This is a genomic window from Sphingobium sp. YR768 (assembly GCF_900111125.1).
In the GTDB taxonomy this organism is placed as follows: Bacteria; Pseudomonadota; Alphaproteobacteria; order Sphingomonadales; family Sphingomonadaceae; genus Sphingobium.
Genome location: NZ_FOGE01000004.1, coordinates 220,583 through 235,622, shown reverse-complemented (window position 1 = coordinate 235,622; position 15,040 = coordinate 220,583). Strand labels below are relative to the sequence as shown.

14 protein-coding genes are annotated in these 15,040 nt (G+C 64.1%); 4 read left to right on the top strand and 10 right to left on the bottom strand.

Annotated features, from left to right (window positions below; all coding sequences use genetic code 11):
- Positions 1–75: 75 nt before the first annotated feature.
- Positions 76–3,369, top strand: coding sequence for a beta strand repeat-containing protein (locus BMX92_RS27905; protein WP_093014593.1), 3,294 nt, complete (start codon positions 76–78; stop codon positions 3,367–3,369).
- Between the two features lie 30 nt (positions 3,370–3,399).
- Here BMX92_RS27905 and BMX92_RS08025 read toward each other — a convergent pair whose 3' ends face one another.
- The 6 genes from BMX92_RS08025 to BMX92_RS08000 form a co-directional block, all read right to left on the bottom strand.
- Positions 3,400–3,672: an HPr family phosphocarrier protein gene (locus BMX92_RS08025; protein ID WP_093014590.1), complete on the bottom strand. Its 273-nt coding sequence runs from the start codon at positions 3,670–3,672 to the stop codon at positions 3,400–3,402.
- Positions 3,669–4,073 carry a PTS sugar transporter subunit IIA gene (locus tag BMX92_RS08020; RefSeq protein WP_093014587.1) on the bottom strand — a complete coding sequence of 135 codons (405 nt, stop codon included), beginning with the start codon at positions 4,071–4,073 and terminating at the stop codon, positions 3,669–3,671. Before BMX92_RS08020 ends, BMX92_RS08025 begins: the two co-directional genes overlap by 4 nt.
- Before the next feature lie 28 nt (positions 4,074–4,101).
- A complete protein-coding gene (gene rapZ, locus BMX92_RS08015) occupies positions 4,102–5,028 on the bottom strand; it encodes an RNase adapter RapZ (RefSeq protein ID WP_093014584.1) in 927 nt (308 codons plus the stop codon).
- Entirely contained in the window at positions 5,025–5,486 is a 462-nt protein-coding gene (locus tag BMX92_RS08010; protein WP_093014581.1) for an HPr kinase/phosphorylase, read from the bottom strand. Before BMX92_RS08010 ends, rapZ begins: the two co-directional genes overlap by 4 nt.
- A gap of 68 nt (positions 5,487–5,554) precedes the next feature.
- Positions 5,555–7,150, bottom strand: a complete 1,596-nt coding sequence (locus BMX92_RS08005) for a sensor histidine kinase (protein WP_093014579.1) — start codon at positions 7,148–7,150, stop codon at positions 5,555–5,557.
- Positions 7,119–7,823 (bottom strand): response regulator transcription factor, encoded by a 705-nt coding sequence (locus BMX92_RS08000; RefSeq protein WP_093014576.1) that lies wholly within the window; start codon positions 7,821–7,823, stop codon positions 7,119–7,121. The genes BMX92_RS08005 and BMX92_RS08000 overlap by 32 nt, the downstream gene beginning before the upstream one ends.
- A gap of 289 nt (positions 7,824–8,112) precedes the next feature.
- On the opposite strand from BMX92_RS08000, the gene BMX92_RS07995 reads away from it, so the two are divergent.
- From BMX92_RS07995 to BMX92_RS07985, 3 genes are all read left to right on the top strand, one after another.
- Complete coding sequence (locus tag BMX92_RS07995; RefSeq protein ID WP_093014572.1) at positions 8,113–9,714, top strand: phosphoenolpyruvate carboxykinase; 1,602 nt, start codon at positions 8,113–8,115, stop codon at positions 9,712–9,714.
- A 188-nt stretch (positions 9,715–9,902) separates the two neighbouring features.
- Positions 9,903–10,220 carry a hypothetical protein gene (locus tag BMX92_RS07990; RefSeq protein WP_093014569.1) on the top strand — a complete coding sequence of 106 codons (318 nt, stop codon included), beginning with the start codon at positions 9,903–9,905 and terminating at the stop codon, positions 10,218–10,220.
- Between the two features lie 166 nt (positions 10,221–10,386).
- A complete protein-coding gene (locus BMX92_RS07985; RefSeq protein ID WP_093014566.1) occupies positions 10,387–11,205 on the top strand; it encodes a ferredoxin--NADP reductase in 819 nt (272 codons plus the stop codon).
- Between the two features lie 140 nt (positions 11,206–11,345).
- On the opposite strand, the gene BMX92_RS07980 is transcribed toward BMX92_RS07985, so the two are convergent.
- The 4 genes from BMX92_RS07980 to BMX92_RS07965 all read right to left on the bottom strand — a co-directional run bounded on the left by BMX92_RS07980 (position 11,346) and on the right by BMX92_RS07965 (position 15,026).
- Complete coding sequence (locus BMX92_RS07980; protein ID WP_093014563.1) at positions 11,346–13,181, bottom strand: DUF885 domain-containing protein; 1,836 nt, start codon at positions 13,179–13,181, stop codon at positions 11,346–11,348.
- An 87-nt stretch (positions 13,182–13,268) separates the two neighbouring features.
- Positions 13,269–13,814 (bottom strand): hypothetical protein, encoded by a 546-nt coding sequence (locus BMX92_RS07975; protein WP_256213313.1) that lies wholly within the window; start codon positions 13,812–13,814, stop codon positions 13,269–13,271.
- A 100-nt stretch (positions 13,815–13,914) separates the two neighbouring features.
- Positions 13,915–14,715, bottom strand: a complete 801-nt coding sequence (locus BMX92_RS07970) for a hypothetical protein (protein ID WP_093014559.1) — start codon at positions 14,713–14,715, stop codon at positions 13,915–13,917.
- Entirely contained in the window at positions 14,709–15,026 is a 318-nt protein-coding gene (locus tag BMX92_RS07965; protein ID WP_093014556.1) for a hypothetical protein, read from the bottom strand. Before BMX92_RS07965 ends, BMX92_RS07970 begins: the two co-directional genes overlap by 7 nt.
- Between the last annotated feature and the right edge of the window lie 14 nt (positions 15,027–15,040).

Genomic DNA, 15,040 nt, shown 5'->3' with positions numbered 1-15,040 from the left:
AGCGCATGACCGCATGGACATGACCCGTCGATTATGGTCCTCTCCCGCCCGGCATCATCCGGGAGGAGACGGAATATGGCGGCATCTGGGAACGGACAGACTCTTGGCGCTTCTGAAAAGGGGCATGCAACATCGGCATCCGACCTTGCCTGGTCGCTGTCCGCCACGGCCGCCGTCTATGCCAATCTGACCGGCACGTCCGGCGGCGATGTGCTGACCGGCACATCCGGCGCGGACATGATCGACGGGCTGGCAGGCAACGACATGATCGACGGTGCGGCCGGGAACGATCATCTGATCGGCGGGCTGGGCGCGGACATATTGCAGGGCGGCACCGGCAACGACATATTGGATGGCGGAGCGCATACCGACACCGCCAGCTATGCCAGCGCAACGGCGGCCGTGACCGTCAATCTGGCGATCAGCGGGGCACAGAATACGATCGGCGCAGGCACCGATACGCTGATCGCGATCGAAAGCCTGCTGGGGTCCAATTATAATGACGTGCTGACCGGCGACGCGGGCAACAACCGGCTGACCGGCGGCAATGGCGCCGACACGCTGAACGGAGGCGCGGGCGACGATATCCTCGACGGCGGCGCCCATACCGACACGGCAACCTATGAAAACGCAACGGCGGGCGTGACCGTCAGCCTGGCGATCGCCGGGGTGCAGAACACGATCGGCGCGGGCAATGATCGGCTGATCAGCATCGAAAAGCTGATCGGGTCCGACTTTGACGACAGACTGACCGGCGGCAATGGCGACGACAAGCTGGAAGGCGGGCTGGGCAACGACATATTGTCCGGCGGCAATGGCTATGACGTCGCGCGCTATGTCACCGCGACGGCGGGCGTGACCGTCGATCTTTCGGCCGTGGGCGCGCAGAATACCGGCGGCGCGGGCATCGATACGCTGATCAGTATCGAACATGTCACCGGTTCTTCCTTCGACGATGTGCTGACCGGGACGAGCGGCGACAATATCCTCAATGGCGGAAGCGGTGTCGATACAGTGCGCTACAGCAGTGCGACGGCGGCAGTGACGGTAGACCTGCGCACCATAGATGCGCAGAATACCGGCGGCAGCGGTACCGATACACTGATCGGCATCGAGAATCTGACCGGTTCGGCCTATAATGACAATCTGACAGGCAATGCCGATAACAATATATTGAATGGCGGAGCCGGTGCCGATCGATTGATCGGCGGACTGGGCGATGACATCTATTATGTCGACAATGTCGGCGACGAGGTGGTCGAAACGGCGGATGGCGGCAACGACATCATCTGTTCGTCCATCACCTACACTCTGACCGGCGAGGCGATCGAGATGCTGGCCCTGATCGGAACAGCAGCGATCAATGCCACGGGTACTTCGGGCAACAACCGGCTGATCGGCAATGACAGCCATAATAGCCTGATCGGCCTGGCAGGTAACGACATCCTGTCGGGCGGCGGCGGCCTGGACTTGCTGCATGGCGGCGCGGGCAATGACGTAATGGATGGCGGTGTCGGCAGCGACATCATCACCTATTTCGACGCGACCAGCGCGGTGACGGTCAACCTGGCTATCAATGACGCGCAGGACACCGGCGGCGGCGGGATCGATACGCTGACGAACATCGAAAGACTGACAGGTTCGCAATATGATGACAATCTGACCGGCAATGCCGACGATAATGTCCTGGATGGCGGCAGCGGCGCGGATGTGATGATCGGCGGGCTGGGCGATGATGTCTATTATGTCGACAATGTGGGCGACATCGTTGTGGAGGGCGAAAATGCCGGCAAGGATACGATCAACTCGTCAGTATCCTATGTGCTGGGAAGCCGGATCGTGGAGACGCTCAATCTGACCGGTGCAGCAGCGATCGACGGCACTGGCAACAACCGGGCGAATTGGATCACCGGCAATAGCGGAAACAATGTCCTGACGGGAATGGGCGGGAATGACACGCTGATCGGCGGTTCGGGTACGGACTTGCTGAACGGCGGAGCAGGCAATGACGTGATGGACGGGGGCCTTCACACCGACACCGTCACCTATGCCGACGCGACCGGTGGGGTGACGGTCAGCCTGGCCATCAGCGGTCTACAGGATACGGGTGGTTCGGGGATCGATACACTGATCGGGATCGAGCGCCTGATCGGATCGCAATATGACGATTATCTGACCGGCCGAGCGGGAGATGATGGCCTGACGGGCGGGGCGGGCAACGACATGTTCGAGGCAAGCACGGGCAAAGACACACTCGACGGTGGAATCGGCGATGACACGGTCAGCTATGCGCAGGCCAGCTCAGGCGTAACCGTCATGCTGTGGCGCGATTCGGGCGACAAGAATTCCTCTTCGGCCGGCAGAGACGTGCTGATCAGCATCGAGAATGCGACCGGATCGGCTTTTAACGATATATTGTTGGGCAGCGTAGGCGATAATCATCTGATCGGTGGAATGGGTGACGACCTGCTAAGTGGATATGGCGGCAATGATATCCTGGACGGCGGAATCGGGACCGATACCGCCAGCCATATCGACTCGCTGGCAGGCGTCACCGTCAATCTGGCCCTTACCGGCCCGCAAGATACCGTCGGATTTGGGATCACCACGCTGATCGGTATCGAAAACCTGATCGGATCGAGACTCGACGACGTGCTGACTGGGAACGCCGAGAATAATCGGATCGAGGGCAACAAAGGCAACGACCTGATAAGCGGCGGGCTGGACGACGATTTTATCGACGGCGGCGATGGCTATGACACCGTAAGCTATGCCGATGCCACCAGCGGGATGACGGTATCGTTGAATGGCACCCCGACAATGATTGGCGGTGGCGTGGGGAATGACACGCTCTACGCAATCGAGAATGTGATCGGGTCCGCCTATGATGATGTGCTGGTCGGCGGTAGCGGCTACAATATTCTGTCAGGCGGGTCGGGTGCCGACACGCTCTACGGCGAGGATGATGCGGACGTCCTCTATGGCGATGCTGGCGATGACATGCTGTATGGCGGCAATGGTGCCGATCAACTCCATGGCGGAGACGGAAACGATATCCTGACTGGCGGCGCGGGCAATGACAAATTCTATCTGGATAGCGGGTCATCCAATGACGTGATCACCGATTTCACGTCCGGGCAGGATGAGATTGTCGTGAATGGCGCCGCTTTCGGCATGGCGGCGGGCAGCCTGTCGGCCGACGCCTTTGCGATCAGCGGGAGCGGATCGTCAGCCAGCGCCATGGCGGCCTCGACGTCTGGCATGTTCATCTATGACGATGATAGCGGGACGCTGTTGTGGAATGGCTATCAGATTGCCACCCTCTCGCCCCAACTCGACCTGACGGCCGCTGATTTCCTGGTGATCTGAAGCGGGGCGGCGAACCACCGCCCTACCCGTTCACTCCTCGCCGAACTTGTCCTCGACCAGGGTGACGAGTTTGCCGAGGGAATCGACGGCTTCAGGGCCGGTGGCCTTGATGGTGATGCTGTCGCCCTTGGCCGCGCCGAGCATCATCAGGCCCATGATGGAGGTGCCGGTGACGTGGTTGCCGTCCTTGCTGACGATGATGTCGGCGGGCAGGCCGCTGGCCAGGGTCACGAACTTGGCGCTGGCGCGGGCGTGCAGGCCGCGCTTGTTGCTGATGAGGACTTCCTGGCTGACTTCGTTCATGTGGTGCTGCCCAACAGTTCCGACGCTACGCTGATATATTTCTGCCCCGCTTCGCGCGCGGCGGCGACTGCGGCGCGCACGTCCATCACCTTGCGCGCGCTTTCCAGACGGATCAGCATGGGCAGGTTGATGCCGGCAATCACCTCGATCTCGCCAGCCTTGAGCAGCGAGATGGCAAGGTTGGACGGGGTGCCGCCGAACAGGTCGGTCAGCAGGATCACGCCCGCCCCGTCATTGACGCGGGCGACGGCCGCAGCGATGTCCGCGCGGCGCAGTTCCATGTCATCTTCCGGCCCGATGCAGATGGTTTCGATCTGCTGTTGCGGTCCGACGACATGCTCCATCGCCACGACGAATTCCGTCGCGAGCGAGCCATGGGTGACGAGTACGAGTCCGATCATGTGCTTACGGGGCCCACCTGTGTCATGATTACGCTTTCGGGCCTCCCGGTCGACGCTTCTCCAGACTATCCTGGGGCGTTGATTCTATATTGCGGTGCAAGACCGTGGGCGAAAAGCCCGCCTCTTGCAAGTGTTTCGCGATCCGGGTCGCGACATGAACCGAGCGATGCTTGCCGCCGGTACAGCCAATCGCGACCGTGATATAGGCTTTGCCGCCCTCCGCGTAGCGGGGCAGCAGGGTGACGAGCAGATCCTCGATCTTGCTCACCGCTTCCTCATAGGCCGGGTCCGCCTGAATATAGGCGGCGACTTCGGGGTCTAGCCCGGTCCTGGGCCGCAGGTCCGGCTCCCAGTGCGGATTGCGCAGGAAGCGCATGTCGAACATCAGGTCGGCATTGCGGGGCACGCCGCGCGAAAAGCCGAAGGACAGGATCGTCAGCACCGGGTCCGACAGCCCTTCGCGGGCAAAGCGGCTGCGCATTTCCTGTTGCAGGGCGTTGCTGGTGAAGCTGGTCGTGTCGATCACCTGACTGGCCCAGCGGCGCAGCGGATCCGTCAGTTCGCGTTCCCGCGCAATGCCGTCGGCGGCGGGCCGGTCCAGCGCCAGCGGATGACGGCGGCGCGTCTCGGCAAAGCGGCGCTCCAGTTCGGCATCGGTGCAGTCGAGAAACAGGGTTTCGACGTCATGGCTGTGCTTTTCGCGCAGCGCCTTGATTCGCTGGACGATGGCGCCAGCGTCGAAACCGCGGGTGCGCGCATCGATGCCCAGCGCCAGCGGTCGTTCATCCTCCCCGGCATGGCCGGCCGGGAGCGGCGTGTCGAGCAACCGGTCGAGCAGGACGAGCGGCAGATTGTCGACCACTTCCCATCCCATATCCTCCAGCGTCTTGAGCGCCGTGGTCTTGCCCGCGCCCGACAGGCCCGACAGCAGGAGGATGGTCTTGGGCTGGGTCACAGGCCCGGCGCTTTCAGGCCCGGCGCTTTCAGGCCCAGCGCCTTGAGCGCCAGTTCCACCTTGATCGGGGCGGAGGTTTCGAACGGGGCGATCTTGATGACGGGGACGTCGATGCCCGCGACGGCGCGGTGAATCGGTTCCATCGGCATCCGGTCCACCTTGTCGAACAGGGCACAGATCAGCGCAACGGGCGCTTCGTCCAATGCCGGCAGATCGACGATGCCGATGCCGCGCACCTCCATCTTGCCCGCGATCGTCGCCGGGGCGCTGGCTACCAGTTGCCCCCCTACCCGCCGCACCAGCGTATAATCATCGCTGACCAGCAGGCCGCCACGGTCGATCAGGCGCAAAGCGAGGTCGGACTTGCCGCTGCCGCTGGGACCGGACAGCAGCACGGCGCGGCCGCCAATGGCCACGCTGGTCGCATGAAGCGTTTCAGATGAAAGTGCGCGCGCCATATCCCCCGTGCATCCGTTCTAGCCTGTGTCGGCACGGATGGAAATGGCGTTGATTCCGGCCCTTGGTCCTATTCCGACACGATGCCCGGATCGCGGGCGACGGCCATGGGCAGGCGGACGACGAAGCGGGCGCCATTTTGTTCGTCCTCGCGATCCCCTATCGCGATCTTGCCCTGATGCCCCTCCACGATGGAACGGGCGATGGCGAGGCCCAGGCCCGAATGCTTGCCGAACGTCTCCCCTTCCGGCCGGACGCTGTGGAAGCGGCGGAAAATATGTTCGCGCTCGGACAGGGGGACGCCGGGGCCTTCATCCTCGACACTGACCAGCACTTCGTCATCCGCGACGGTGGCGATGATCTGGACGAGGCCGCCGTCGGGCGAGAAGGACACGGCATTGTCGATCAGATTGTCGAGTACGCGGATCAGTCGGCCTTCTTCGCCCAGCACCACCGCGACATCCTTGCGCGGGCGGGCGAAGGCGAGGCGGACACTGCGCGGCACGCCGCGCGCTTCGCGGGCGATCACCATCTTTTCGATCAGCAGGCCCAGGTCGATCGGTTCGAAATGGGTGCGGGACAATTCGGCATCGACGCGCGAGGCTTCGGCAATGTCGGTGACGAGGCGGTCGAGACGGCGGACGTCATCCTGCGCTATGGCCATGAGCTGCGCGCGCAGATCGGGCCGCTCCACCCGGTCGAGCGCATCGAGCGCGGAGCGCAGCGAGGCGATCGGATTCTTGAGTTCGTGGCTGACGTCGGCGGCGAAGGCGTCGGTCGCGTCGATTCGCTGGCGCAGCGCATGGCTCATGTCGGAGAGCGCGCGGGCGAGCATGCCGATCTCGTCGCGCCGTTCGGGCAGGCGCGGCACCGTGACCGAGCGGGCGCGGCCGAGGCGGACGCGCACGGCGGCGCGGGCCAGACGCTGGAGCGGCTGGACGATGGTGCGGGCGAGGAACAGCGAGAGCAGGACCGAAGCCAGCACCGCCACGGCCAGCACCATGCCCAGACGCAGCCGCTCGGCGCGCACGGTGCGGGTGATGTCGCGGGCATTTTCGGTCGCGAGCAGGCTGCCGCCATCGCGGGTCGCGACCGCCGCCGAAATCATGAAGGTGCGGTCGGGCGCATAGCGGTTCATCGCCTGCGGCCGCAGCGTCTTGCGCGCCAATATGAGTTCGGGCCAGGCATCGGCCTTGTCGACCACCGGTTCCTCGAAATCGGGGGGACGGTCGGCGGACACGATCCGGTCGACCGCCTTGTCGAGGAAGCGGGCGACATGGCGCTGCCATTCCTCCTCCGAAGGCAGGCGCAGCCGGTAGCGGGGCGCATCCATCAGGAAACTGTCGGCAATCCGATCCCCATTGGCGGCATAGCGGCGCACCCGGTCGCCGGTCTGGCGCGAATAGGCGGCGATCAGCGCATTCTGCCGATCGGCCGGCGCATTTTCCAGACCGATGGCGAGCAGCTTCAACTCACGCGCCGACTGATCCAGCCGGTCGTCGACGATACGGGTGCGATAGCTGTCGAGATAGAAGAAGCCGCCCGCCAGCAAGGCGAGCGCGAAGACGTTGACCGCCAGAATGCGCGGCGTGAGGCTGAGGCGCCCCGACCAGCGCACCGCGAGCGGCGCGTCTTCACTCCTCGGAGAATCGATATCCGGCGCCATAGAGGGTGTCGATTGCGTTGAAATCGGAGTCTACCTCGCGGAACTTGCGGCGCAGCCGCTTGATATGGCTGTCGATCGTGCGGTCATCGACATAGACGTCATCCTGATAGGCGGCGTCCATCAACTGGTTGCGGTTCTTGACCACGCCGGGCCGCGCCGCAAGCGTTTCCAGAATCAGAAATTCGGTGACGGTCAGGGTGACGTCCTGCCCGTTCCATTTCACCCGGTGACGGGCCGGGTCCATTTCCAGCCGGCCGCGTATGATGGGGTCGGCGGCCGGTTCGTCCGGCGCATCGGGCGTCTTGCTGACTTCGGCGCGGCGCAGGATGGCGCGGATGCGCGCGATCAGCAGCCGTTGCGAGAAGGGTTTGGAGATATAGTCGTCCGCGCCCATCGCCAGGCCCAGCGCCTCGTCCAGTTCATCCGTCTTGGACGTCAGGAAGATGACCGGCATCTGCGTCTTTTCCCGCAGGCGGCGCAGCAGTTCCAATCCGTCCATGCGGGGCATCTTGATATCGAAGACGGCAAGGTCGGCGGGATTTTCCAGCAGCGCCTTCAGCGCGCCTTCGGGATCGGAATAGATGCGCGTCATGAAGCCTTCGGACTGTAGCGCGATCGACACCGAGGTCAGAATATTCTTGTCGTCATCAACCAGGGCAACGGTTGCAGTCATGCGGTGTCCCATGATCGTGGAAGGGAAATATGGGGCCAGCGTTAGACGAAGGTGCGCCATGTCGCAAGGAATGGGCAAGGCGAAGGCGCGCCGCCAATGCTGCGGTGCAAGCGTCGAAATTCGAGACATGTGGGGTATTTGAGGGATTTGACGCTTTATGCGCAAAGCCCTATGCCAATGCCCGTCAGCAGCAAGAGACGCCGTGCGACAAACAAGCGGCGCTCAAGGGGCGGATCGATCGCATTCACAAAGAGTGAAGCGATAGGGAAACCATATCAGGAGTAAAGGCGTGCAGGCCAAATCCTCAATAACCCTGGCCGAACAGGGCATCACCACCCATGCCACCCAGTTCTGGAATCTGGGCACTGCCCCGCTGGTCGAGGCAGCGATCCGCAATGGCGAAGGCATCCTGTCGAAGGACGGCCCGCTGGTCGTGAAGACCGGCAAACACACCGGCCGCAGCGCCAAGGACAAGTTCATCGTCCGTGATGCCGAAACCGAAGACACGGTATGGTGGGGCGACACCAATCGCGGCATGACGCCGGAGCATTTCGCCGCGCTGAAGGAAGATTTCCTGAAGGCGCTGGCTGAGAAGGACACGCTGTACGTCGCCGACCTGTTCGGCGGTTCGCAGCCCGAACATCGCGTCAATGTGCGCGTCATCAACGAGCGCGCCTGGCATAATCTGTTCATCCGCACCCTGCTGGTGCGCCCGACCGCCGATGAACTGACCGGCTTCGCGCCCGAATATACGATCATCGACCTGCCGACCTTCGTCGCCGATCCGGCGCGCCATGGCTGCCGCAGCGAAACCGTGATCGCGGTCAACTTCACCGAGAAGCTGATCCTGATCGGCGGCACCAGCTATGCCGGCGAAATGAAGAAGTCAGTGTTCGGCATCCTCAATTACCTGCTGCCGACCAAGGGCGTGATGCCGATGCACTGTTCCGCCAATATCGGCGCGAATGGCGACACGGCGGTCTTCTTCGGCCTGAGCGGCACCGGCAAGACGACGCTCTCGGCCGACGCCAGCCGCACGCTGATCGGCGATGACGAGCATGGCTGGTCGGACACGGCGGTCTTCAATTTCGAGGGCGGCTGCTATGCCAAGATGATCAACCTGTCGGCCGAGGCCGAGCCGGAGATCTTCGCCACCACCAAGCGGTTCGGCACGGTGCTGGAAAATGTCGTGATCGACGAAGAGACCCGCACGATCGACCTGGACGACAACGCGCTGGCCGAAAATAGCCGTGGTTCCTACCCGATCGACTTCATCCCGAACACGTCGGAGAAGAATCTGGGTCCGGTCCCGAAGAACATCATCTTCCTGACCGCCGACGCTTATGGCGTACTGCCGCCGATCGCGCGGCTGACGCCGGAACAGGCCATGTATCACTTCCTGTCCGGCTACACCGCGCGCGTCGCGGGGACCGAGATCGGCGTGACCGAACCGACGGCGACCTTCTCCACCTGCTTCGGTGCGCCCTTCATGCCGCGTCACCCCAGCGTCTATGGCAATCTGCTCAAGGAGCGGATCAACAAGGGCGGCGTCACCTGCTGGCTGGTCAATACCGGCTGGGCGGGCGGCAAGGCGACGATGCCGGGGATCAAGCGCATGCCGATCAAGGTGACGCGCGCGCTGCTGAACGCGGCGCTGGACGGCAGCCTGAACGATGTCGAATTCCGCACCGATCCGAACTTCGGCTTCGAAGTGCCGGTGGCGGTGAATGGCGTCGATTCGACCATCCTCGACCCGCGCGCCATGTGGGCCGACAAGGAAGCCTATGACCTGACCGCGCTGACGCTGGTGAAGCAGTTCGTGGACAATTTTGCCCAGTTCGAGGCGCATGTCGACGATGGCGTCCGCAGCGCGGCGCTGACCGCCGCCTGATCGGGAAACGGTGTTCCTGCGAAAGCAGGAACCCAGTTCCGCCGGTGCAGGCAGGCTAGAGCGCTGGACTGGGCTCCTGCTTTCGCAGGAGCACGAAGCAAAAGAGCCGGGAGGGTTTCCTTCCGGCTCTTTTGCTTTGGGTTAAGGATGTAAACTGCTATTCTGGCGGCCAATCTTTTGCGGGAGTAATGGGCATGTTCGAAGATATGATCGGCAAGTTCGGCGGGCTGGAAGCGATCGCGGCGCAGATCGGCCTGACACCGGAACAGATGCAGGGCCTGTTCAGCGATATCAGCGCCAAGATCGGTTCGGGCGAGACGAGCGTCACCGCGCTGGCGGAGACGGCGGCCGAACATGGCGTGTCGGCCGACAAGTTGCAGGAACTGCTGGGCGCGTTCGGCGGGCCGGAAGCGATCATGGGCAAGCTGGGCGGCTTTTTCGACCGCGATGGCGACGGCAATCCGCTGAATGAACTCGGCGGCATCGCCAAAGGCTTGTTCGGTTAAATGGCCGCTAGGGGCGTTCTGCAAAAGGGCGCCCTTTGGACGGCGATAGTTTTTTTGGCCTTGCCTTTGGGGTGCGGGCGGGCCATTCGCGGATGAGGATATTATTGCGAATGATCCGCAACTGGCCCCGCTCCGGGCGGCGCCTGCGATATGCAAGGATAAGGTCTTGACCGACGTGACGATCGAAAAGCCGGTACTGGAACCCACCGGCGCGCTTTCCGTGGAAACCGTGCTGTCGGTGAAGCACTGGAACGAGCATCTGTTCAGCTTCCGCATCACGCGGCCCGCCGCCTTCCGCTTCCGGTCGGGCGAGTTCATCATGATCGGCCTGAAGGGCGACAATGGCAAGCCGCTGCTGCGCGCCTATTCGATCGCCAGCCCGAGCTGGGACGAGGAAATCGAGTTCCTGTCGATCAAGGTGCAGGATGGTCCGCTGACCAGCAAGCTCCAGAAGATCGAGCCGGGCGACCAGATTTATCTGGGCCGCAAGCCGACCGGTACGCTGGTGACCGACGCGCTGCTGCCGGGCAAGCGGCTGTTCATGCTGTCGACCGGCACCGGTCTGGCGCCGTTCCTGAGCCTGCCGCGCGACCCCGATGTCTATGATTTCTACGAGCAGGTCGTGGTGGTGCATTCGGTGCGCCGGGTGAGCGATCTGGCTTTCCGTGACGAGATGGAAGCCAAGTGGAGCGAAGACCCGCTGGTGGCGGAACAGGCCGCGGGCCAGTTCCATTATGTGCCGACCGTGACGCGCGAACCCTTTGATGGACACACCGCGCGGATCGACAAGCTGGTCGAAAGCGGCGCGCTGTTCGAAGGCATTCCGGGCGCGGGCAAGTTCGACCCCGAAACCGACCGGATCATGATGTGCGGCAGCATGGAGATGATCAAGCAGTTCGGCGCCTATTTCGAGGAACAGGGCTTCACCGAAGGCTCCAACGCGGCGCCGGGGCAGTTCGTGATCGAGCGGGCTTTCGTTGGCTGAGGGCTGACGTAGCGGGAATAGACAAGGCCGGGGGAGTGATCCTCCGGCCTTTTTGTTGGGCGTGACTTGTTCCCCGGCGAAGGCCGGGGTCCAGTTGAGAGCGTTGAACTGGACCCCGGCCTGCGCCGGGGAACAGGATGTTACGCGCGCTTCCGTTCCGCGACCCAGCTATCGACATTCTTGGCGAGCACGGTCATCGGCACGCCGCCGCCCTTGACCACGGCGTCGTTGAACAGGCGGAAGTCGAACCTGTCGCCCAGCGCCTTCTGCGCCAGCCCCCGCAGGCGGACGATTTCGCCATGGCCGACCTTGTAGCCGCAGGCCTGACCCGGCCAGGCGCAATAACGGTCCACTTCGCCCTGCACATCCTCGACACTGGAGCCGTTGGTGGTGGCGAACCAGTGGATGGCGTGATCGCGGGTCCAGCGCTTGGCGTGGAGGCCGGTGTCGACCACGAGGCGGCAGCAGCGATAGGCAATCGACTGGAGATAGCCCAGCCGCCCGGCGACATCGCCGTCATAAGCGCCCAGTTCGTCGCCCAGCTGTTCGGCATAGAGCGCCCAGCCCTCGCTATAGGCGTTGAAGGCGAGGAGGGAGCGGATCAGCGGCAGCTTGTAGGTATATTCGCCCTGCCAGATATGGCCGGGTATCCCCTCATGATAGCAGAGGGTGGGCAGCGAATAGCGCGGCCAGATGCTGGTGTCGCGCAGGTTGATATAATAGTTGCCGGGGACAGAGCCGTCGATCGTGCCGGGGCCGGCATAGGCGCCGGGCGCGCCCGCCTCGATCTCCACGGGCACGCGCTTCACGATCAGCTTGGCCGGGACGAGGGTGGCGAAGGCGCGCGGCAGCCGGGTGCGGATGTCGGCGAGGCGGCCGTCGATGAAGCTCAATATCTGCTGGCGACCGGCATCGTCATTGGGGAAGAGATATTGCGGGTCTTTGCCCATGGCGGTCATGCGTTCGCCGACGGTGCCCTTCGTCATGCCGAGGCTCTTCAAGAGCCGGTCCATTTCGGATTGCAGCGCGGCGAGCTGCTCCAGGCCGAGCTTGTGGACTTCCTCGGGCGAGCGGGTGGTGGTGGTGCCGGCCCGCAGCGCCCAGTCATAATAGGCCTCGCCCTGCGGCAATTTCCACACGCCCGCATCCATGGTGGCGGTGGTGCGGTGGCGCTGGAGTTCGGCGACCTGTGCGGCGAGCGCGGGGGCGACTTCATCGCGGACGATCTGCTGCGCCTTTGCGGCATAGTCGCCGGGCATGTCCTTCGTGCGGCGGGCGATGGAGGCGACGGGCACCCACTGGTCGAGCGGCTGCGCCTGCACCGTGGCCATCTGCTTCAATGTCTTGTCGAGCAGGAAGGCGGGCGCGGTGACGCCGATGCCGGCATCCTGTTTCAACCGTTCCGTCTCGCCCGTGAGGTTCGCGGCATAGGCGTGGAGGCGGGCGAGATAGGCGTCGGCGTCGGCCGCATCCTTGATCGCATGATTGCTGTCGAGAAAGTCGGGCGTTTCGACAAAGACGCCGGTATTCTGCGCGACGGCATAGGGCGCGTTGCGATAGGACCAGTTGCTGTTCATCATCGCCATGTCGCCAAAGGGGAAGGCGAAACCGTCCGCCGCCATTTCATGGCTGGCCAGCACGACTTCGACATCGGTGCGGGCGGCGGGCGAGAGGGGCTTGAGATCGATCGCGCGGAGTCTGGCGAGGCGGTCCTGCACATGGGCGGCGATCTGCGCCTGTCCGGCGGGCGTCTTGTCGCCCAGACGGCGCTTGAGCGCGGCGCGGACGCCGGTGTCGATGCCAAGGCCGCTGGCACTTTCGGGCGCGTCGGCGAGCATGGCTTCGGCCATGTCGGACAGGATCGCTTCGGCCCGGCCATCCGCCGTGTCGGTGGCGGCAAAAGCGCGCGCGGGGAGCGCGGACAGGGCGATGGCGGAGGAGCCGGCGACGAGGAAATCGCGGCGGGAGGTCGTCATGGGAAGCTGGTCTCCGATAGGCAATCTGTCCCTTAACTTCGCATATTTCCCGCAGATTTCGACATGAAATTTCCTTCATGCGACAGATTATGACAAGGACGGCACGCCCCCGTCGGCGCCTGCCACCGCCGCAAGGGCGGGGACGAGCCTCGCCCATTCCTCCGGCGAGAAGGGGCCATTGTCGATCAGCGTGGTGATGACGTGGCGCAACGCCATGCGCTGGCGATGGGGCATGGCGTCGCGGCGGCCATCCCGATCGGCGCCCAGCGCGTTGAGCGCGGCGAACATCAGCCGGGGATCATTGTCGGTCCGCTGGCCGACCACCTCCCCCCGGCGGACGATCGGCCGGACGCGCTTGCCGTGGATGAGGGCGATGGCGCGGCCGCGACTTTCGTCCAGCCCCATGTCGAGCGCCCAGTCCCAGGCGGCGGCGAAACTGTCCGCCCCTGCCCTGCGCCGCAGATGATAGGCCGATCGCGGCGATCGCCCGACGCTGCGCGCCGCCTGTGCGACGACGCCGCAGCGGGAGAGCGCATCGATGAAGGCGCGCTGGGTGTCGGGGCACCATCCCTGCGCGCGGCGGCGCAGCATCGGGACGGGAGTGAAGTGGAGCGGATCAGGGTGCTGGGTCATGCTGGCGAGGGTGGCACGGATGGGGCTGTGTAGGACAGGCGGCCCCGGCCCGATCCCCCCGGCCCGGATATCCCCGGCCCCCGCCGACACGACGACCGGATCAGGAAAAGGCCAGATTATATTCGAAGACCGGCACCTTGTCGCTCCAGTCCGCCATCTGGTGGACCGTATCCCGGAAATATGTGTCGTCCGGGGGAAAGCTGTAGACGATCGGCCCGACCATGGTGGTTCCGGCGACGATCGCGTCGGTCAGTTCGACGGTGCCAGGGATGCACCAGCTATAGAGGACATAGCCCTGCCCCGGCGGGAGGATGACGGGCATGGGATGCTGGATGGTCTGACCCGCCGGGGCCGACATGACGAAACTGGGCAGGGCGCCGGCATCGAGCAACTCCGCCGCCGTGCTGGGCGGCGGCGCATCGACGGAACGGACCACGCTGAACACATTATGGTGCAGGAACGGCTGATCCGTCTGGTTCTTCGCTTCGATGATGAAATCCGCCTGACCGGCGAAAAAGGCTATCCGGGTGAGGTCGTTGACGGAGGCGCTGCCCGACGCCTGCGGCGCGACCGGCGGCTTCACATCCGTCGGCAGGGTGGCGGCATCGGCGGGCGGGGCGATGACGGCGCTGAGCTTTGGCAGCGCCGCTTCCAGCGAACTGGCGAAGCCGGCGATCGGCGCCAATATGCTCCCGACCCGAAGCAGGGACGTCATGCCCAGCAGCGTACCTGCGAGAGTGGCGCCGCTTGCCAGCAACCCAAGCCCGGCGATCACGCCCGAGGCTGGCGTCGTGACGGTGTAGCTGCCGTCCGGTTTCTGTTCGCAGGCGGAAAGCGGCAAGGCGGAGGCGGCCGTCGCGGCGAGGAAGGTGCGCCGATCGATGCGGGACAGGTCTAGCATCGGCGCACCGCCCGGCCGGAGCGATACATGATCACTCCCCCGTTGGCGGGGTAGCTGAACGTCACCGGATCGAGCGTCGCCTCCACCCGGCATAGCCGCAGGGCCAGATTGTAGAGCGACTGTTCGAGGCTGGCGATCCGGTTTTCCACCCCCGCCAGCCGACTGGTGGCATCATAGTCCGTGCGGGGATAGCCGGTCCCGGGATATTGGCCATAGCGCGTGGACCCGGCCGCCTGGACGCTCGTTTGCAGGCCGCTGCCACCGCACGCGCAAAGGGCAAGAATCACGGGCAACGCCAGTGAAGCAGGCATGATTCTATTCTTTC